Genomic DNA, 21465 nt, shown 5'->3' on the forward strand with positions numbered 1-21465 from the left:
GCCCGGCCAGCGGCCGGGTTCCAGGATAAAAGCCTCAATCAGGACAGCACTTGCCCGGCCGGCACTTTGAGCCCGTCATGCCACCACGCCGCGAGACTGAAGACATTGGGCGCCTTGAGAATCGTGAAGTGGTTGCCGGGGCCGTACCACACCGCCAGATCCCTGGCCTCGCGCTGCCAGCCTTCAAGCATTGCTGCCTGCTCGCGCTGGTTGCCCGAGGCGTCCAGCGTCGGGTCGTCCACCAGCGCCAGACGCACCGGCCCGGTGTAGGCCAGCGCCGGCCGATAGACCGTGCGCAGCGCGGTGGCGAAGGTGCGCACCGGGCCCTGCATCGCGTCAGCTGGCGAGCGTTCGGACAGCACACCGGCATGCACCATGCCGTCATGCAGCAAGCGCATTTGCGTAGCGTCATCGGCTTCGGCGAAAGCCAGTGCATCGATCCCCAGGGACTTGCCGCTGGACAGTTGCAGCGACTCGATCAGTCGCAACAACGCCGCCGTCGTGGTGTACGGCTTGCCCACAACGCTATTGCCGCCCGGTGATTCGCTGTCGATCAGGGTCAGGGATGCCACCTCGCGCCCCGCCGCCTGCAACTGCGCCGCCATGGCGTAGGCCACCCAGCCACCGAATGAATGCCCGATCAGGTGCACCGGTCCTCGCGGATACAACGCTTCCAGAGCCTGCACATAGAACGCGGCAGCACTCTCGACCCGGCTGTGCGGCACGCTCGCGCCGTCGAGGCCTCGGGGTTGCAGACCATGAATCGGCCACTCCGGCCCCAACGCTTCAGTCAGGTGGATGAACCCGGTGACACTGTCGCCCGCCCCCGGCACGCAGAAAATCGGCGCATGCCCGGCGTGCCCGGTCTGGATGGTCAGGATCGGCTGATACGCCGCCATCTCAGGCACGCTCGACGCTTCCAGTGCCTGGCCCAAAGCCTGCCCCAGAACCTGAACGTGCGGTGCTTTCATCATGCTCTGGTGGTCGCCCGGTACGTCGATGCAGTGCAGCTCCAGACCTGGCAATTCTTCTGCCCAACCGCGCGTGGGGCTGAGGCGTGACATTGGCGCCGAACGTTCCATGGCCCGCAACAGATGCAACGGCAGACGGACCGGGTTGATCCGGTAATGAGCCAGCGCATGCCCGTGGGCCACTTCGCGATCGAGGTAATGCCAGGCATCCGCCGACGAGACAGCCGCCAGTTCGGGTCGGAGCAACTGCTGTTCCTGACAACGCTGGAACAAATCGGCGAATTCCTGTTGCTCAAGCTCTGTCTGCAAAACGGCCAGGCGCGCAAGCGCTTGCTGCCCCTGGGTCTCGCGCCCCGCCCAATGCGCCGTGCAATGCAGAAGCAATTGGCGCTTGTGTACATGAACATCGTTCCAGCGCGCTTTGTCCGGATCGGCCAGACGTGGCACGTAGGAGTCGATCAGCCCGACAAACTCCACTGGCTCATCCATCCCGAGCAGTTGCGCCGCGATTTCATACGCCAGCACGCCACCGAATGACCAGCCAGCAAGCCGATAGGGGCCATGAGGCTGTCTGGCGCGGATAATCCCGACCAGCCTGGCCGCCAGGCACTCCATGGTGCGCAGTTGCGTCGATCCGGCATCGATACCCGGTAAGCCGTAAATCGGAAATTCACCGCCGATGTGCATACCCAGCGCCGGGAAATACAGGTCCTGACCACTGAACTCATGCACCAGGAACAACGGCGTGCCCCGGTCGCTTGCACGCACCACGACCACCCCGTCCTGGGGTTCCGCCAGGCCATTGCGCTGGCTCAACAGCGTGGCAGCGGCCTCGATACTGGAATACTGGAACAGTTCGGCCAGCGAAATCGCCATGCCGGCCTGCTGCATCAGCGTGACGAGACGCACCGCCAGCAGTGAATGCCCGCCCAGTTCGAAGAAGTTGTCTTGGCGACCTACCTGGGTGAGTTGCAACACGTCGGCCCAGAGCTCGGCCAGAGAGGCCTCCAGAGAATTGGCCGGCGCTTCATAGGCACGACTGAGCAACGCCTGCTGCGTCGGCGCCGGCAATGCCTTGCGATCGACCTTGCCGTTATTGTTCAGCGGCAGGCTCGCCAGCGCCACCCACGCGGTCGGGATCATGTATTCCGGCAACCTTGCTTTGAGCAATGCGTGCAGAGTGGCGCTCTGTACGTCAGGGTCGTGCGCCGTGTAATAGGCCACCAGTCGGGATGGCTCCTGTCCGTCGCGTCGGGCCAGCACCACAGCTTCCTTGACGCCCGGACAGCTCAACAGGCGGTTTTCGATTTCCCCGAGCTCGATCCGGAAACCGCGAATCTTCACCTGATCATCGTTGCGGCCGATGCATTCCAGTTGCCCCGGCGCCTGCCAGCGCACCAGGTCGCCGGTGCGATACATCAAGGCTTGCGGGTCGTCGCTGAACGGATCTTGAAGGAATTTCTCGGCAGTCAGTTGTGGCCGGTTCAGATAGCCCAGCGCAACGCCCTGACCACCGATGTACAACTCGCCGGCGACACCGAACGGCACCGGTTGCTGCCGGGCATCGAGCACATACACGCAAGTGCTGCCGATGGGGCCGCCAATCGAAACATTGTCCGCATCCGGCGCCACCTCACGCACTTCGAAGGTGGTGGCGTACGTCGTGGTTTCGGTCGGGCCATAACAATGCACCAGGCGCAGGTCGGGTGCTTCGGCGAGCAGTTTTCGAAACGCCGCCGGATCGCCACGCTCCCCGCCGCACAGCAGGATGCGCAGCCCTTTGAGCGCTTCGGGAATCAATTGCACGTACTGATTGAACAGCGCGGTGGTGACAAACAGGATCGTCGCCCGGCACCGGCTCAGCTCCCGACCGAATGCCTGCGGATCGAGCAAAACCGCATGATCGATCACGGCCACCTGAGCACCGTTGAGCAAAGCGCCCCAGATATCCATGGTGCTTGCATCGAACGCCGGGTTCGAAGCGAATGCCACCCGGTCAGCCGGGTTGAAATCGGCGTAGCCGCAATCGATCACAAGGCGGGTAATTCCGCGATGCGGCACCATGACCCCCTTCGGCGTGCCCGTGGAGCCCGAGGTGTACATGATGTACGCCAACGCTTCCGAGGACTGCGGCAGATCCGGGTTGTGCGAAGGACTCCCGGCAAGCGCCAAGGTGTCCAGATCAATTCGCCGTACCGGGTAATCGATAGTCTGATCGCTGCCGGTCAACAGCGCGACCGCGGCACAATCCTGCACCATGAATGCCTGGCGCTCGGCGGGTGCGTTGATGTCCAGCGGCACATACGCTGCCGCACACTTGATGATCGCCAACTGCGCGATCAACAGGTCCAGCGAACGTGGCAACAGAATCGCCACGTGATCGCCGGGCCGTACACCTTGAGCGAGGAGGTGATGCGCGAGACGGTTGGCGCTGCAATTCAATTCTCCGTAACTCAACCCCTGCATCCCGTGCACCGCCGCAATGGCTTGCGGTGTTTCTGCAGCATGCGTTTCGAACACGCGCTGCACGGTCAACACTTGCGGACAGTTCCGTGCGCTGGCGTTGAATTCGCCGAGCAATTGTTCGCGTTCCTGATCCTCGATGATCTGCACGTGCTCCAGCAGTGCCTGGTCGTTGTTGACCATTGCCTGCAACAACCGCTTGAAGTAACCGACATAGCGCCGCACCGTCGCCTCATCGAAGAGCGCTGTGGCGTACTCCAGCCAGCCACCCATTGCGTCGGGAGTTTCGCCCAGCGTCAGGGTCAGATCGAACTTGGCGAAGTGACTCGGTTCGGCCACGGCTTCCAGGGTCAGATCCCCCAGCGCCAGTACCGGCCCGTCGCTGTTGCGCCAGTTGAACATGGTCTGGAACAGAGGGCTGTGGGCCAGGCTGCGGGGTGGCCGAACGATTTCGACCACTTGCTCGAATGGCAGGTCCTGATGGGCCTGCGCTTGCAAGGTCAGCGCCTTGACTCTCATCAGCAACGTTTCGGTGCTCAACTCACCGCTGGTGTCGATGCGTAACGCCAGGGTATTGACGAACAACCCGATCAATCCGTCGATTTCGGCCCGGGATCGGTTGGCCACCGGCGAGCCGACCACCACATCGGACTGCCCGGACAAGCGACCGAGCAGCATCGCCCACGCGCTCAGCATCGTCATGTACAGCGTCACGCCATGGCGCTGGCTCAAGGCCTTGAGCCCGGCGCTCAAGCGCTCGTCCAGGCACACTTCGATGCTGCTGCCGGCGTAATCCTGTTGCGACGGCCGCGCTCGGTCGGCAGGCAACGTCAGCAAGGAGGGCGCATCGGCCAGCGTGCGTTGCCAGTATTCACTCTGGCGTTGCAAAACCTCTCCGCTCAGCCAGCGTCGCTGCCAGACGGCATAGTCGGTGTATTGCAATGCCAGCGGCGGTAAAGGGTCCTCGGCGCCCTGACTGAAAGCCTGATACAACGCCATCAGCTCGCGGGTCAGCACCTCCATCGACCAACCGTCGGAGATGATGTGATGCAAGGTGATCAACAGCACATGGTGATCGTCGGCCAGACGGACCAGTCGCCCGCGAATCAACGGATCGTCCTGCAAGTCGAACGGGCCGGAGGCTTCCCCCTGAATCAGTGCCTGCAAGGCTTCACCGGCCAACGGATGCTGGCGCAGATCCTCGACGCGCAGCAGCACGCCGCTGTCAGGCGGGGTAATCAGCACCTGGGCTTCGCCATTGTATGGGGCGAATCGGCTGCGCAGACTTTCGTGCCGCGCGACAATCCGGGCCAGCGCCCGCTGTAGCGCATCGGCGTCGAGCGCACCGCGCAAACGCAGGCCGATTGGAATGTTGTAAGCCGTGTTGGCACCTTCCATCTGCGCCAGAAACCAGAAGCGCTGCTGGGAAAACGACAGCGGTAGCGCCCCTTCACGCGGCACCGGCAGGATGGTCGGTTGCGTAGAGCGCCCCGCCAGAGTGAGCGACTGCGCGACCGCCGCCAGTTCGGCATTGGCGAACAACTCGCCGAGCGCAAGCTCCACGCCCAACCGCTGACGGACTTGCGCGACCATGCGCATGGCCAGCAACGAATGGCCGCCCAACTCAAAGAAATGATCCTGACGCCCTATCCGCTCGACCTGCAGAACCTCGGCCCAGATCTGCGCCAGCGTGCATTCCAGTTCGCCTTGTGGCGCCTCGTATTCACGTGTGAGCAGGGCCGTGCGCTCCGGTAAAGGCAAAGCCTTGCGATCCAGCTTGCCATTGGCGGTCAACGGCAGGCTGTCGAGCCTGACGAACGCCACCGGCACCATGTACTCGGGCAACTGGCCCAGCAAATGCTCGCGCAGTTGCGCTACCGCCAGTGGCTGCACTTGGGCCTGCTCGGTGAAATAGGCCACCAGCCGTGGTTGTCCGGGTTCGTCTTCACGGGCCAGCACAACCACTTCCTGAATGCCGGGAAGCTGCTGCAGACGGCTTTCGATTTCTCCCGGTTCGATACGCATGCCGCGGATTTTCACCTGGTCATCGTTGCGCCCCAGGTATTCGATCGTCCCGTCCGGGCGCCAGCGAGCAAGGTCGCCGGTGCGATACATACGCGCATTTGGCCGTTTACTGAACGGGTCGGTCAGAAAGCGTTCAGCGGTCAGTTGCGCCCGGTTCAAGTACCCGCGCGCCACGCCACTGCCGCCGATGTACAGCTCGCCAGACACACCGACCGGCACCGGACGTTGCTGGTCGTCGAGCAAATACACCTTGGTATTGCTCACCGGTTTACCGATGTGCAAGGCCTCCCCTGCCTCGATCCGTCCGGACGTCGCAACGACGGTGGCTTCGGTAGGGCCATAGTTGTTGATCACGTCGAAATGCTGATTGCGCGAAAACTGTCGCAAGCGGTCGCCGCCGATCAGCAGGGTGCGCAACGTCGGATGCTCGAGATGCCGACTGAAGGCATATTCAGCGACCGGTGTCGGCAGAAAACTCACGTCCAGCGGTTGCCCGCACCACCAGGCCAGCAGCCCGTCGACGTCTTCGCCGCCGTCCTGCGCAGGCGCCAGGTGCAGGGTCGCGCCGACGCACAGGGATGGCCAGACTTCCCATGCCATCGCGTCGAAACCGAAGCCGGCCAGACTCGACGTGTGACGGCCAGCGCACAAGTCAAAGGCGTTGCAATGCCAGTCGACCAGATTGGCCAGGGTCTGGTGTTCGACCATCACGCCCTTGGGCAAACCGGTAGAGCCGGAGGTGTAGATCACGTAAGCCAGGTTCGCATCGGACAGCCCCGGCAGCAGAGGATTGGTGTCATCACCTGAGTGCCATGTGCACGGGTCGAGATCGAGTACCGGCAGCTCTTGCACCGGCAGCCGTGCGAGCAGGTCACTTGAGGTCAGGATTGCCACCGGGGCGCAATCGCCAAGCAGATAATTCAAGCGTTCGGCTGGATGCGCCGGATCGATCGGTACATAGCCGGCGCCTGCTTTAAGGACCGCAAGCAATCCGGCCAGGGTATCCAGCCCTCGACGGGCGACGATGGCGACCCGGTCATCCGGCTGCACACCCAGATCGATCAAGCGATGCGCCAGAAGGTTGGCCTGGCGGTTCAGTTCGTCGAACGTCAGTTGCTTGTCCAGATGCACCGCTGCCAGTGCTTGCGGTCGCGCAACGACCTGCGCCTCGAAACGCTGGTGAATGGTCTGTCCGCGAACGTATTCGACATCGCTGGCATTGAACCCCGTCAAAAGCTGTTCGCGCTCTGCGGCGGGCACCACCGACAGTTGATTCAACGGCGTATGCGGAGCTTGCTCCAATGCCTGCAACACATTTTCCATGGCACACAACATATAACCGCAGATCCGCTGCGCCTCGACTTCACGGGCGGCCAGCAGCGTCAGGCTGAAGTGATCGCCAAAGTCGTCGATGCTCAAGGTCAACGGGTAATTGGTGCGTTCCTCCGCATGCAGGACGCTGATCCCCTCCCACGCCGCGTGAGCTTCGGCACTGGCATTGGCACGCGAGGTGCTGTGCCGATAATTGAGCAGCGAATTGAACAGCGGCGATGACCCGACCACCCCGCTACAGCGCTGGGCCAGAGCCAGCGGTGCGTGTTCATGGCGCAGCAGCGTCGTCAGACGGGCGTGGGTAGCCTTCACCGCCTCGCTCGCGGCCTGCGTGCCGACCTCGACCCGCAGCGGCAAGGTATTGATGAAAATGCCGAGAGCGCGGTCGGTGGACTCCGCTCCCTGCATCCGCCCCATCAGCACCGTACCAAACACAACAGGAGACTTCCCGGTGAGGGCATTCAGAACCTGCCCCCAACCCAGATGGAACAGACTCGCGACACTCACCCCTAGCGAACTGGCTCTGGCTCGCAGGCGCTGCCCCAGCGACGGGTCAAGCGGCACACTGCACTCTTCGATGTCGCTGCCGTCGCCATGCACGCCTTGCAGACCAAACGGTAACGTCGGCTCGTCGATGTCACCGAGCATCTCGCGGAAAAAAGCTTCGTGTTCCGACTCACTGATGCCCAGCCGCGCCTGGGCGACATAATTGCGAAACGGCACCGGCGGCCCAAGTCTGGCACTCAATCCTGAGAGGCAAGCCTGCAATTCTTCGCTGACCACCGCAAGCGCCGAGTGATCCATTGCCATGTGGTGAAACAGCAACATCGCGACAATCCGCCCGGTCCCTGCATCCCGGGCATGGATCAGGCGCAATAGCGGCGCGCGTGTCACGTCGAGGCGAAAATGGCGGGCATCGTATCGCTCGTGCAACTGCTTCATGACATCGCCGTCGGCCGCGTCGAACTGCGCTTCTTCCACAGGCAGTTCGACGTTTCGCAGGACCACTTGCAACGGCGTGTCCAGTCCTTCCCAGACGATGGCGGTGCGCAAAATGTCGTGGCGCTCTATCACGATCCGCAAGGCCTGGACGAATGCCTCCAGCCGTTCGCATCCGCTGAACGCGAAATGCGCTTGCATCACATAGGGATCGCCCTGCTCAGCACTGAAGTGGTGGTAAAGGATGCCCTGCTGCAACGGCGTCAGCGGGTAAATATCCTGGACATTGGCGCCACCGCCGGGCATCTGTGCGACGAGTTGATCGATGGCGTCCTGGCTCAGATCGGCCAGCGTCAGCATCGCCGGGGTGATCCGCGTTGCACCCGGTGGTATGCCATTGGCCGGCACTTCGACCTGCCCTACTCGTGCGGGCGAATAAACACCGGTCTCGATCAGCTCGATCAATGCCGGTTTGTGCTCGCGCAACGCCGCCAGCAAGGCCGGTTCACTCAGGGCCTGCTTGTTGCCATTGACCCGCAATTGGCCGTCCGTGATTGCCAGCTGGATGTCTTTTGTCTTCAGCGTCGCCAACAGTTCATTCAATTTCACAGGACGATCTCCATTCTTTCCGTGATGGCTGCGTAACCAGCCAGAGTCGGTTGCTCGAACAGCGTCCGGACATCGGCTTCGATACCTTCCTGTTGCAGACGCCCGATCAGGCTGACCGCCAGCAGCGAATGCCCGCCCAGCTCAAAGAAATGGTCATGCCGTCCGACGCGTTCGGCTTTGAGCAATTCGCACCACAGCCGCGCGAGGAGGATTTCCATCTCGCCGACCGGGGCTTCATATTCCCGATGACTGGCCGCAGCGGGATCCGCTTCGGGCAGCGCCCTGCGATCCACCTTGCCGTTGGGACTCAGCGGCAGGCTGTCGAGCGCGACGAATGCCGACGGCACCATGTAATCGGGCACGCGTGCGAGCAAGTGTTCGCGCAACGCCTCGATCCCCGGCTGCCCGGCCTGGGCGTGCCAGGTGAAGTACGCCACCAGTCTTTCCTCACGCACCAGTACCACGGCTTCACGCAACGCCGGATGACTGAGCAGTTGCGCTTCGATTTCGCCCGGCTCCAGACGCAGGCCTCGCAGCTTGACCTGGAAGTCGTTGCGCCCGATGAATTCGAGCTGGCCATCGGCGCAGTAGCGCACCAGGTCGCCCGTGGCGTATAGCCGATCGCCGGCCACGAACGGGCTCGGGATAAACCGTTCGGCCATCAACTCGGGCAACCCCAGATAGCCTCGCGCAACCCCGGCGCCGCCAATGAACAACTGACCGATGACGCCCATCGGCACCGGCTGTCCGGCGGCGTCGAGCACATACAGACGGGTGTTGTTGATCGGCCGTCCGATCGGCAATGAGCTTTCCGGCACTGGCATTGACGGCTCCAGCGTCCAGAATGTGCTGTCGACCGTCGCTTCGGTCGGGCCGTAGACGTTGTGCAAGCGCACTTGCGGCAAACACTCGCGCACACGACGAGCCAGCGCAGGCGTCAGGTCGCCGCCGCCACAGAACACGTCAGTGAGGCTGCTGCACTGGCTGACGTCGTCCAGTTCGAGGAAGTGTTGCAGCAGCACCGGCACGAACTGGATCACGCTGATCCGCTGCTCACGAATCACCTGCGCCAGATACGCCGGATCACGATGTCCTTCAGGACGCGCCAGCACCAGTCGCAGACCGGCGCTCAACGGCCAGAACAGCTCCCAGACCGAGGCATCGAAACTGAACGGGGTTTTCTGCAACAGGGCACCGTCCGTCACGGCGGGACACAGCTGCGAACTCCAGCGCAGCAAGTTGCCCACGCCACGATGCTCGACCATCACGCCTTTCGGTGCTCCGGTCGAACCGGAGGTGTAGATCACGTAGGCCAGGCTTGAAGCGTCAAGGTCCGGCACTTGCGGGTTGTCAGCCGGATTGAATGTCCAGTGCGCCTGGTCCAGATCGATCACCAACGCGCTGCTCTCACCCAGCAAATTACGGGTTGCCCCATGCACCAGCACTGCCACCGGAGCGCTGTCCTTGAGCATGTAATCCAGACGCTCGGGAGGGTACGCCGGATCCAGCGGCACATAGGCACCGCCCGCCTTGAGGATGCCGAGCAGACCGACCACCAGTTCCAGTCCGCGCTCGACACAGATCGCCACCCGCGAATCCGGCCCCACGCCCAGTTCGCGCAGATGATGGGCCAGTCGATTGGCCTGTACGTTGAGTTCCGCGTAGGTCAGTTGCCGCTCACCGGCCTGCAACGCAATGGCTTGCGGCGTGCGGTGTACTTGCGCCTCGAACAGCCCGTGAACGGTTTGCTCCAGATTGTCTGCGGTGCCGGTGGCGTTAAGGTCGTACAGCACCTGCTGACGCTCTGCACCGTCGAGGATCGGCAAGCGGTTCAGCGGCTGATCCGGTGCCTGTTCCAGAGCATCCGCCAGTGTCTCCAGCGCGGTCTGCATGTAGTCGCAGATCCGCTGCGAACCAATGCTCGCCGGGGTCATGGCGGTGAGCACAAAGCCGCTGCCCAGATCATCGACCCCCAGGCTCAGCGGATAGTTGGTGCGTTCTTCGCTGCTCAGGGTCTCGATGCCCTGCCAGGCCTGACGCACGCTTTGCTGTTGTGCCTCGTCGGCGCTGTGCCGGTAGTTGAGCATCGAACTGAACAGCGGTGACGGCGCGGCCACGCCGCTGCAACGCTGGGCCAGCGCCAGTGACGCGTGCTCATGGCCGAGCAGCGCACTGAGACGAGCGTGCGTCGCCCGTGCCCCTTCGCGCACCGGAGCTGCCCCCAGATCGACCCGCAGCGGCAAGGTGTTGATGAACATCCCCAACGCCCGGTCGGCCCCCTCGCCGCCCTGCATCCGGCCCATCAGCACCGTGCCGAACACCACGCGCTCCTGCCCCGACGTCGCAGCCAGTACCTGCGCCCACGCGAGGTGGAACAGGCTGGCCACACTAATGCCCAGTTGCCGGGCCAGGCTGCGCAGACGCTGACCCGTCGCAGCGGTCAGGACCTGTCGGGTTTCCTCGATGTCGCGACCGTCTCCCTGCACATCCTGCATGCCGAACGGCAGGGTCGGCTCGTCAATGTCGCCGAGCATGTCGCGGAAAAACGTTTCATGCTCCTGCTCGCTGACACCCAGCCGCGCCTGCGCCACGTAGTTGCGGTAAGGCACGGCCGCGCCCAGTGAGGTTTCGCGCCCTTGCAGACAGGCGAGCATTTCGTGCTGCACCACCTCCAGCGCGGTGTGATCGAGCACCACATGGTGGAACAGCAACATTGCAACCACCCGCTCGTGGACGGGATCACGGGCATACACCAGACGCAGCAACGGAGCCCGACTGATGTCGAGGCGGTAGTGCCGGGCATCGAAGCGCCCGTGCAACTGCTCGAGGACATCGCCATCCGCCGGGTCAAGCACGATTTCCTGCACCGGCAGTTCGACGTGACGCCACACCACTTGCATCGGCGCGGCCAGTTCTTGCCAGATCACCGCCGTGCGCAGGATGTCATGGCGTGCAATGACCTGACGCAGAGCTGCTGCAAAGCTGTCGACACGTTCGAGGCTGTCGAAGGACAACCGCGATTGCAGCAGATAGGGATCTCCTCCGGTCGCCGTGATGTGGTGGTAAAGGATGCCTTCCTGCAACGGCGCCAGCGGGTAAATATCCTGCACGTTGGCCGCGCCGCCCGGCACCGAGGCGACGATCCGGTCGATGCTCGGCTGATCCAGTTCGGTCAGGCTCAGCAAGTCCGGGGTGATGTGGGTGCAACCTTCAGGAATGCGGTTGGCCGGCACTTCGATTTCGCGACCGCTGCCCACCGCTGTGGCCAGCGCTGCCAGAGTTGGCTGGCTGAACAACACACGCACGTCGGTGCTCAGGCCGATCTGGCGCATACGTTCGATCAGGGTGACCGCCAACAACGAGTGGCCACCCAGTTCGAAGAAGTTGTCGTGGCGTCCGACCTGTTCCAGTTTCAACACATCGGCCCAGATCTGCGCCAGCGCGGCTTCCACCGGCCCTTGCGGGGCTTCGTATTCACGGCTTAGCCAGGCGTTCTGATCTGGTTCCGGCAACGCCTTGCGGTCGAGTTTGCCGTTGGCGGTCAACGGCAAGGCGTCTAATCGCACGTAAGCCGCCGGGATCAGGGCTTGCGGCAAACGGGTTTGCAGATGATTGCGCAAGGCTTCGAGATCGGTCGGCGCACGCTCGGTGAACCACGCCAGCAACTGCCCGTCGCGCACCAGCGCCACCGCCTCCTGCACCGCCGGATGGCTGGCCATCGCAGCTTCGATTTCTCCCAGTTCGACCCGCACACCGCGCAGTTTCACCTGATCGTCGTTGCGGCCCAGATATTCGATATTGCCGTCCGCGAGCCAGCGTGCAAGGTCGCCGGTGCGGTACATGCGTCCGTCGTTGAACGGATCCTTCAGGAAGCGTTCGGCAGTCAGCTCGGGACGATTCAGATACCCCCGCGCCACACCTGCGCCAGCCACATACAACTCGCCCGTCACACCCACCGGCACCGGACGTTGCTGGTCATCCAGCAGATAGATACGGGCGTTGGCAATCGGTCGGCCGATGTGCAGCGGCTGGCCGACTTCGACCGGGCCGGAGGTGGCAACCACCGTGGCCTCGGTCGGGCCGTAGTTGTTGATCACGGTGAAGGTCTGCTTGCGACTGAACTGACGCAGCTTGTCGCCCCCGATCAACAGTGTGCGCAGGGTCGGGTGTTGCAGCTCGCGGCTGAACGCGTATTCGGCCACCGGCGTAGGCAAAAAGCTGACTTGCAACGGCTGCGCTCGCCACCAGTCGAGCAGTTCGTCCAGATGCTCGTTGCTCACCGATTCCGGCGGCAGGTGCAAGGTCGCGCCGACGCACAGTGCCGGCCAGACTTCCCAGGCCATCGCGTCGAAACCGAACCCGGCCACGCTGGCGGTGTGGCTGCCGACGTGCAGGTCAAAGGCTTCGGTGTGCCAGTGCACGAGGTTTTCCAGGGTCGCGTGTTCGACCATCACGCCTTTCGGCTGGCCGGTGGAGCCCGAGGTGTAGATCAGGTAGGCCAAATTGTCCGGGGCCAACCCGGCAACATGCGGGTTGGCAACCGACAGGTCTTGCCAGGTCTCGTGGGCGAGATCAATCACCGGCACGCCCGCCTGATCCGGCAGTGTGACGTCGCGAACCAGCACCGCCACCGGCGCACTGTCGGCCAGCATGTAAGCGATACGCTCGGATGGAAAAGCCGGGTCGACCGGTACATAGGCGGCGCCGGCCTTGAGGATCGCCAGCAACCCGACCAGCATTTCCGGGCCACGTTTGAGACAGATCGCCACTCGCGTATCCGCGCCGACACCCATCCCGCACAAATGATGGGCCAACTGATTGGCTCGCTGATTCAGTTGCATGAACGTCAGGCGCTGCGTGCCCGCCTGAACTGCCACGGCATCCGGCGCCCGCAGGACCTGCGCTTCGAACAGTCGATGAACACCTTGCGCTGACGGGTAAACGGCGGTGCTCGCGTTGAAGTCTCCGAGCACCCGTTGGCGCGCCGCCGGTGACAGGACGTCCAGACGATCAAAGGCTTGTTCAGGATTGTCAGTCAGCGCGGTCGCCAGTTCTGCCAGCGCGGTGAGCATCAGCTCGCAGACGCGCTGCGCCCCCACATGATCCGGGGTCAGCACCGACAAGTTGAAGCCATCGCCGAGATCGTTGACGCTAAGGGTCAGCGGATAATTCGTGCGCCCGTCCTGGGCCAGAAATTCGATCCCTTGCCAGGCTTGATCGGCAGCCTGTCGCTCAGTGTCGTGACCGCCGTGTCGATAATTGAGGACCGCACTGAACAGCGGTAACGGCGCGGCAACGGCGCTGCAACGCTGAGCCAGTGCCAGCGACGCATGTTCGTGTCCCAGCAAAGCCGCCAACCGCTCATGAACCACTCGAACCGCTTCGCGCACACTCTGCCCGTCAACTTCCATGCGCAGCGGCAAGGTGTTGATGAACATCCCCAATGCCCGATCCGCGCCCTCGCCGCCTTGCATGCGGCCCAGCAGTACAGTGCCGAACACCACGCTCTGGCGCCCGGAAGTCGCCGCCAGTACCCGCGCCCAGGCGAGATGAAACAGACTCGCGACGCTGACCCCGTATTGCCGCGCCTGACGGTGCAAGTGCCGATTCAAATCCAGCGACAGCGCCAGCGAGTGCTCCTCGATGCTGCGGCCATCACCCTGTACGTCTTGCAAGCCGAACGGCAGGGTCGGCTCGTCAATATCACCGAGCATCTCGCTAAAGAAGTTTTCGTGTTCTTCATCGCTGATGCCCTGGCGGGCCTGATGGACGTAGTTGCGGTACGACGCGGCGGGCGGCAAAGACTCGACCTGTCCCGGCAGGTACAACTGCATTTCGCGGCGAACCACCTCCAAGGCGGTATGGTCCAGGACGACGTGATGAAACAACAGCACGCCCACCACCCGGTCGTGCGCCGGATCCTCGGCATACATCAGACGGATCAGCGGTGCCTGACCGAGGTCGAGGCGAAAATCCCGGGCGTCGAATCGTGCGCGCAACTGCTGGAAGACATCGCCATCCTGCGGATTCAAAGCGACCGACTGCACCCTCAGCTCAGCCTCCCGCCATACCACTTGTTGCGGGCTTGGCAAGCCTTCCCAAGCCAGGCTGGTGCGCAAGATGTCGTGACGCGCAATCACCTTTTGCAAGGCGCTGGCAAAAGCACGCAAGCGCTCGACGCTGGCAAAGGCCAGGCGCGACTGCAACAAATAGGGATCGCCTTCGGCAGCGCTCAAATGGTGATAAAGAATGCCTTCCTGCAACGGCGCCAGCGGGTAAATATCCTGCACGTTGGCCGCGCCGCCAGGCACCGAGGCGACGATCCGGTCGATGCTCGGCTGATCCAGCTCGGTCAGGCTCAGCAAGTCCGGGGTGATGTGGGTGCAACCTTCAGGAATGCGGTTGGCCGGCACTTCGATTTCGCGACCGCTGCCCACCGCTGCGGCCAGCGCTGCCAGAGTTGGCTGGCTGAACAACACACGCACGTCGGTGCTCAGGCCGATCTGGCGCAGACGTTCGATCAGGGTGACCGCCAGCAACGAATGGCCACCCAGTTCGAAGAAGTTGTCGTGGCGTCCGACCTGCTCCAGCTTCAGGACATCGGCCCAGATCTGCGCCAGCGCCGTTTCCACCGGACCTTGCGGGGCTTCGTATTCACGGCTCAGCCAGGCGCTCTGATCCGGTTCCGGCAAGGCCTTGCGGTCGAGTTTGCCGTTGGCAGTCAGCGGCAAGGCGTCGAGACGCACGTAAGCTGCCGGGATCAGCGCTTGCGGCAAACGGGTTTGCAGATGATTGCGCAAGGCTTCGAGATCGGTCGGCGCACGCTCGGTGAACCACACCAGCAACTGCCCGTCGCGCACCAGCGCCACCGCGTCCTGCACCGCCGGATGGCTGGCCATCGCAGCTTCGATTTCCCCCAGCTCGACTCGCACACCGCGCAGTTTGACCTGATCGTCGTTGCGGCCCTGGTATTCGATATTGCCGTCGGCCAGCCAGCGCGCGAGGTCGCCGGTGCGGTACATGCGCCCGCCGTTGAACGGATCCTTCAGGAAGCGTTCGGCAGTCAGCTCGGGACAGTTCAAGTAACCCCGCGCAACACCGGCGCCAGCCACATACAACTCGCCCGTCACACCCACCGGCACCGGACGATGCTGGTCATCCAGCAGATAGATACGGGCGTTGGCAATCGGTCGGCCGATGTGCAGAGGCTGGCCGACTTCGACCGGGCCGGAGGTGGCGACCACCGTGGCTTCGGTCGGGCCGTAGTTGTTGATCACCGCGAAGGTTTGCTCACGGTTGAACTGACGCAACTTGTCGCCACCGATCAACAGCGTGCGCAGGGTCGGGTGTTGCAACTCGCGGCTGAACGCGTATTCGGCTACCGGCGTCGGCAAAAAGCTGACCTGCAACGGCTGCGCTCGCCACCAGTCGAGCAGTTCGTCCAGATGCTCATTGCTCACCGATTCCGGCGGCAGGTGCAACGTCGCGCCGACGCACAACGCCGGCCAGACTTCCCACGCCATCGCATCGAAACCGAACCCGGCCACGCTGGCGGTGTGGCTGCCGGCCTGCAGGTCAAAGGCTTCGGTGTGCCAGTGCACGAGATTTTCCAGGGTCGCGTGTTCGACCATCACGCCTTTCGGCTGGCCGGTGGAACCTGATGTGTAGATCACGTAGGCCAGATGTTCCGGGGTCAGGTTCGGCAACTGTGGATTGCCGTCCGGCAAATGCTGCCAGTCGTCGCTGTCCAGATTGATCACTGGCACGGCGCCCAGCAGGTTGCGGGTGGCCGTTTGTGCCAGCACCGCCACCGGGTCGCTGTCCTGCAACAGGTAAGCGATGCGCTCTGCCGGATGTGCCGGATCGACCGGAACATAACCGGCGCCGGCCTTGAGGATCGCCAGCAGCCCGACCAGCATCTGCGGGCCACGGTGTACGCAGAGTGCGACGCGGTCGTCCGGTTGCACGCCGAGGCTGATCAGGTGATGGGCCAGGCGGTTGGCGCGGCGATTCAATCCGTCGTAGCTCAGGCTTTGCCCGCCCTGTTCCACTGCCACAGCGTCAGGCTGGAGTGCCACTCGCTCTTCAAACAATTGGTGCACCACATGGCCGTGGGCAAAATCACGACCGGTGACATTGAAACCGACCAGCACGCGCTGGCGTTCAGCCGCCGACAGAATCGACACCTGACTCAATGGCGCATTGCGGTCTTGTTCCAGTGCGTTCAGCAAATTGTGCAACGCCGTTTGCAGGTAATCGCAGACCCGCGCGCCGTCCACCTCCGGCACCGCCTGTACCGCGAACCGGAAACCCTGTCCAAGGTCGTCGACGCTGGCCACCAGCGGATAGTTGCTGCGCTCGCGAGAGTCGAGAATCCGGATGCCTGCCCATCTCGGTGCGGCAGACTGCTCCGTACTATGGCGATAATTGAGCAGCGTGTTGAACAGCGGTTCTGACCCCGTCACGCCACTGCAACGTTGAGCCGCCATCAGTGACGCTTGCTCGTGTACCAGCAGTTGCGCCAGTCGCTCATGGGTTGCCCTGACACCCGCCTCCACGGCTGTCGCCCCGACACTGACCCGCAGCGGCAGTGTATTGATGAACATACCCAGCGAACGGTCGGCGCCTTCACCACCTTGCATGCGCCCCAGCAGTACGGTGCCGAATACCACGTCTTCGCGCCCGCAGACCTGTGCAAGCACCTGGCCCCAGGCCTGATGCACCAGGCTCGCCACACTGATGCCCAGCTCGCGGGCCTGTTTGCGCAGACGCCCGGCAAGACTTTCATCCAGTGCCAGCTCACTGTCCACAATGCGGCTGCCATCACCGAGTACGTCGCGCAAACCGAACGCCAGTGTCGGTTCAACGATGCCGCCGAGCATGTCGCGAAAGAATGCTTCCTGTGCTGCCGCATTCGAACCGAGTCGGGCCTGTGCGACATAGTTGCGATATTGCACGGGTGTCGGCAGCGCATCGGCCTGCCCGTGAAGTGTTTCGCCCATCTCGGCCACCAGCACCTCAAGCGCCGTGTGATCGAGAACGATGTGGTGCAACAGCAAGATCCCGACCCAACGGTTTTGCAGCGGGTCCTCGGTGTAGGCAAAGCGCATCAACGGCGCACGTTCGAGGTCCAGGCGATAGTGTCGCGGATCGAAGCGTGCCTGCATTTGCCGCAATACATCGCCGTCCTGCGGATCGGCATCCACCCGCTCCAGCGCCAGCGGCGCCGAACGCCATACCACTTGCACCGGCTCCTCGAGATTCTCCCTGACCACGCTGGTACGCAGGATGTCGTGCCGGGCGATGACGCTGTTCAGCGCGCGGACAAATGCCTTGATCTGTGCCAGTCCGTCGAAGGCGAACTGCGCTTGCAGCACATAGGGGTCACCGTCGGCAGTGGCCAGATGGTGATAGAGAATCCCCGCCTGTAACGGGGCCAGGGCGTAGATGTCCTGTACGTTGTCGATGCCGCCGTCGACGGTTTCGACGACGCGATCGATGGCCGCTTGATCCAGCGTGACCAGTGGCAGCATGTCAGGGGTGATGCGTGTGCAGCCGGGTTCGATGCGGTTGGCCGGCACGCTGACAGTGGCGTCCCCTCCCAACGTCGCGGCCAGTGCCGCCACGCTCGGCTGGCCGAACAGCACGCGAACGTCGCATTGCATGTCTTGTTGACGCATGCGCTCGATCAGCTTGACGGCCAACAGCGAATGACCGCCCAGCTCGAAGAAATTGTCATGCCTGCCCACCCGGTCCAGCCCGAGCAAGGTTTGCCAGATCGCAGCGATGCGGGTTTCGGTCTCGCCCTGCGGCGCTTCGAAACCACGCCGGGCGAAAGCGCCATTGTCCGGCTGCGGCAACGCCTTGCGATCCAGTTTGCCGTTGGCGGTCAGCGGGAAGGCGTCGAGACGCACGAACGCGCCCGGCACCATATAGTCGGCCAGCGACACCAGCAGGTGATCGCGCAATTGCGCAACGCTCGGTTCCAAACCTTCAGCAGCCAGCCAGTACGCCACCAGACGCGTGTCGCCGGGGCTGTCCTCGCGGGCGATCACCACTGCGTCGCGCACGCCTTCGCAGTATGACAGGCGTGCCTGGATCTCGCCCAGTTCGATACGAAAACCACGGATTTTCACCTGATCGTCGTTGCGTCCCAGGTATTCGAGTTCGCCTTCGAGCGTCCACCGTGCCAGATCACCGGTCTTGTACAAGCGCGCTTGGGCATGCCCGCTGAACGGGTCGGCGATGAAACGCTCGGCGGTCAGCGCCTCACGATTCAGATAACCACGGGCAACCCCGGCGCCGCCAACGTACAGCTCACCGACAACCCCGGCCGGCACCGGCTCCCGGCGGGCATCGAGGACGTACAGTTGCAGGTCGGGAATGCGCACGCCGATCGGGCTGCTCGCGGTCAATTGCGCGTCTGCCGCCACCAAGGGTCGATAGGTCACATGCACCGTGGTTTCGGTGATGCCGTACATGTTCACCAGCCGGGTGCCGGCGTTGCCGATCCGCGCGTACCAGGGTTTGAGCGACCCAGGCTCCAGCGCCTCACCGCCGAAAATCACTTCGCGCAACGAATGCTGCAACGGACTGCGCTCCTGGGCGGCGATCAACTGACGGAACGCGCTCGGCGTCTGGTTGAGCACGGTGACGCCCGTTCGGCAGAGCAACGCGTAGCACTCGTCCGGCGAGCGGCTGATGCGCTGCGGCACCACCAGCAGCTGACCGCCGTACGCCAGCGCGCCCCAGATTTCCCAGACCGAGAAATCAAAGGCAAACGAATGGAACAGCGCCCAGACGTCTTGCGCATTGAACCGGAACCAGTCGTGGGTCGCGCCAAACAGGCGTGCCACGTTGCGGTGTTCGACCATCACCCCTTTGGGCAGCCCGGTGGAGCCAGAGGTGTAGATCACATAGGCCAGATGCGCGGGATTCAGGTCCGGGATCTGCGGGTTGAATTCGGGTTCGGTCTGCAAGGCGTGGTCGTCGAGGTCGATCTGCGGCACGGATAGCCCGGCCACCCGATCCAGCGTCGCCGCCTGCATCAGAACGGCTGTCGGTGCGCTGTCTTGCAGGGTGAAGGCAATTCGTTCCAGCGGATAGGCCGGGTCGATCGGCACATAACCGGCACCCGCCTTGAGCACGCCCAGCAGACCGACAATCATCTGCGGGCCGCGCTCGACGCAAATGGCTACCCGGTCATCCGGGCGGATGCCCAGGGCTAGCAAACGATGGGCCACACGGTTGGCCTGTCGGTTGATTGCGTCATAACTGTACGTTCTGTCCTCGAACAACAATGCGACGGCGTCGGGCCGAGCGTGCGCATGTGCTTCGAATCGCTGATGGATCATCGGCGTGTCGGGAAACTTCGCCTGCGGCGTATTGACGCCAGACAACCAGTGCTCACGCTCGGCTGACGGCAAGATGTTCAGGCTGTGCATGGCGGCTTGCGGGTTGTTCTGCAACGCATCGGCGAGATTTTCCAGCGCCGTACGCAGATACCCGGCAATCCGTGAGGCGCCGAGCGTCACGTCGGCCAGCGCCGTGATACGCAGATCCTGACCCAGGTCGTCGATGTTGATGGTCAGCGGGTAATTGGTGCGCTCGCGGGCGCCCAGCACCTGCACCCCCGGCGACAGCTCGATCACCTCGGCGACTTCTTCCACGCTGCTGTGGCGATAGTTGAGCATCGCGCTGAACAGCGGCGTCGGCACCGCCACCGCGCTGCAACGCTGGGCCAGTGCCAGGGACGCCTGCTCATGGGCAAGCAGCGCGGTCAGACGCCGATGCGTCGCCAGCACGCTGTCATGAACGCTCGACTCGCCGACATCCACCCGCAACGGCAAGGTATTGATGAACATCCCCAATGCCTGTTCGACGCCATCCGCGGCGTTCATCCGCCCCAGCAGAACCGTGCCGAACACCACCGCCGTGCGCCCGGACAACTGCCCCAGCACGCGCGCCATGGCCAGGTGCATCAGGCTCGCCACGCTCACGCCCAGTTGTCGCGACTGAGCGCGCAGACGCTGGCTCAGATCGCCTTCAAGCATGCACGAGACTTCCTCGATACCCTGACCGTCACCCTGCACATCGTGCAAGCCACCGGGCAGAGTCGGCTCGTCGATGTCGCCGAGCATCTCGCGAAAAAATGCTTCGTGCGCCTGCTCATCCGACTCCAGACGTGCTCTCGCCAGGTAGTCGCGAAACGGCACCGCCCTCTCGACCCCGGCGTCGCGGCCAGACAGATAAGCCTGAATTTCCCGGCGTACCACATCGAGCGCGAGGTGATCCATGATCATGTGGTGGAACAGCAACAATGCGACCACCCGGTCGTTGACCGGGTCCTCGGCGAACACCAGACGCAGCAACGGGGCCTGTTGCAGGTCGAGGCGAAAGAGTCGTGGGTCGTGGCGTGCCAGCAATTGCGTGAGCACGTCCTCGCGGTCATTGAGTTCAACTTCCTCACAGACCAGCGGGGCTTCGCGCCAGACCACTTGCACAGGTTCGTCCAGACGCTCCCAGACGAACGAAGTGCGCAGAATGTCGTGGCGGTCGATCACCCGCCGCAGCGCGTCGGTGAATGTGTCCAGCCGTTCGCGACTGTCGAACGTGAACCGCGCCTGCGACACGTAGGGATCGCCTTCCGGCGCGCTGAGATGGAGGTAAAGCAGACCTTCCTGCAACGGCGCCAGCGGATAGATGTCCTGCACATTCGCCACGCCGCCCGGCACGGTGGCGACGATACGGTCGATGGCCGGCTGATCCAGCTCCACCAGCGGCAGCATGTCCGGGGTGATGCGCAGCGCCGGGCTCGACCAGTCGCCGCCGTGGCTCGCCACCAGCTCCAGCAACTGCGCCTTGTGCTTGGCGAGGCTGTCCCACAATGCGTCGTCCAGCGCCTCGTCGTTGCCCAGAATGACCAGGTCTTCATCGTCCTGTTGAAGGCGGATCGCATGGGTGGAAATAACAGCCATCAGCTCGCGAAATTGCATGGGGGTAACCTGCTGTAAATTCGGGAAAAAGGAGCGCGCAGCGGCGAGTCCGTGCGGCCGCACGCAGCCTGGAAAAGCTAAAACATCGGGGCCTGGGTGTCTGACATGGGAAGCAGGGACAAGCCATGGTG

The 21465-nt window shown here is 63.3% G+C and carries 2 protein-coding genes; both read right to left on the reverse strand.

What is annotated here, in order from left to right; all coding sequences use genetic code 11:
* Positions 1–38: 38 nt before the first annotated feature.
* Positions 39–8339: a non-ribosomal peptide synthetase gene (locus N8H71_RS12345; protein WP_262194179.1), complete on the reverse strand. Its 8301-nt coding sequence runs from the start codon at positions 8337–8339 to the stop codon at positions 39–41.
* Positions 8336–21334, reverse strand: coding sequence for a non-ribosomal peptide synthetase (locus N8H71_RS12350; protein ID WP_262194180.1), 12999 nt, complete (start codon positions 21332–21334; stop codon positions 8336–8338). Before N8H71_RS12350 ends, N8H71_RS12345 begins: the two co-directional genes overlap by 4 nt.
* Positions 21335–21465: the final 131 nt, after the last annotated feature.

This window comes from Pseudomonas koreensis (assembly GCF_025447595.1).
Taxonomy (GTDB): Bacteria; Pseudomonadota; Gammaproteobacteria; order Pseudomonadales; family Pseudomonadaceae; genus Aquipseudomonas; species Aquipseudomonas koreensis_H.

What these genes read in the sequence shown, in the direction of transcription:
- N8H71_RS12350 (WP_262194180.1), bottom strand. Translation starts at nt 21,334, where the DNA reads ATGCAATTTCGCGAGCTGATGGCTGTTATTTCCACCCATGCGATCCGC.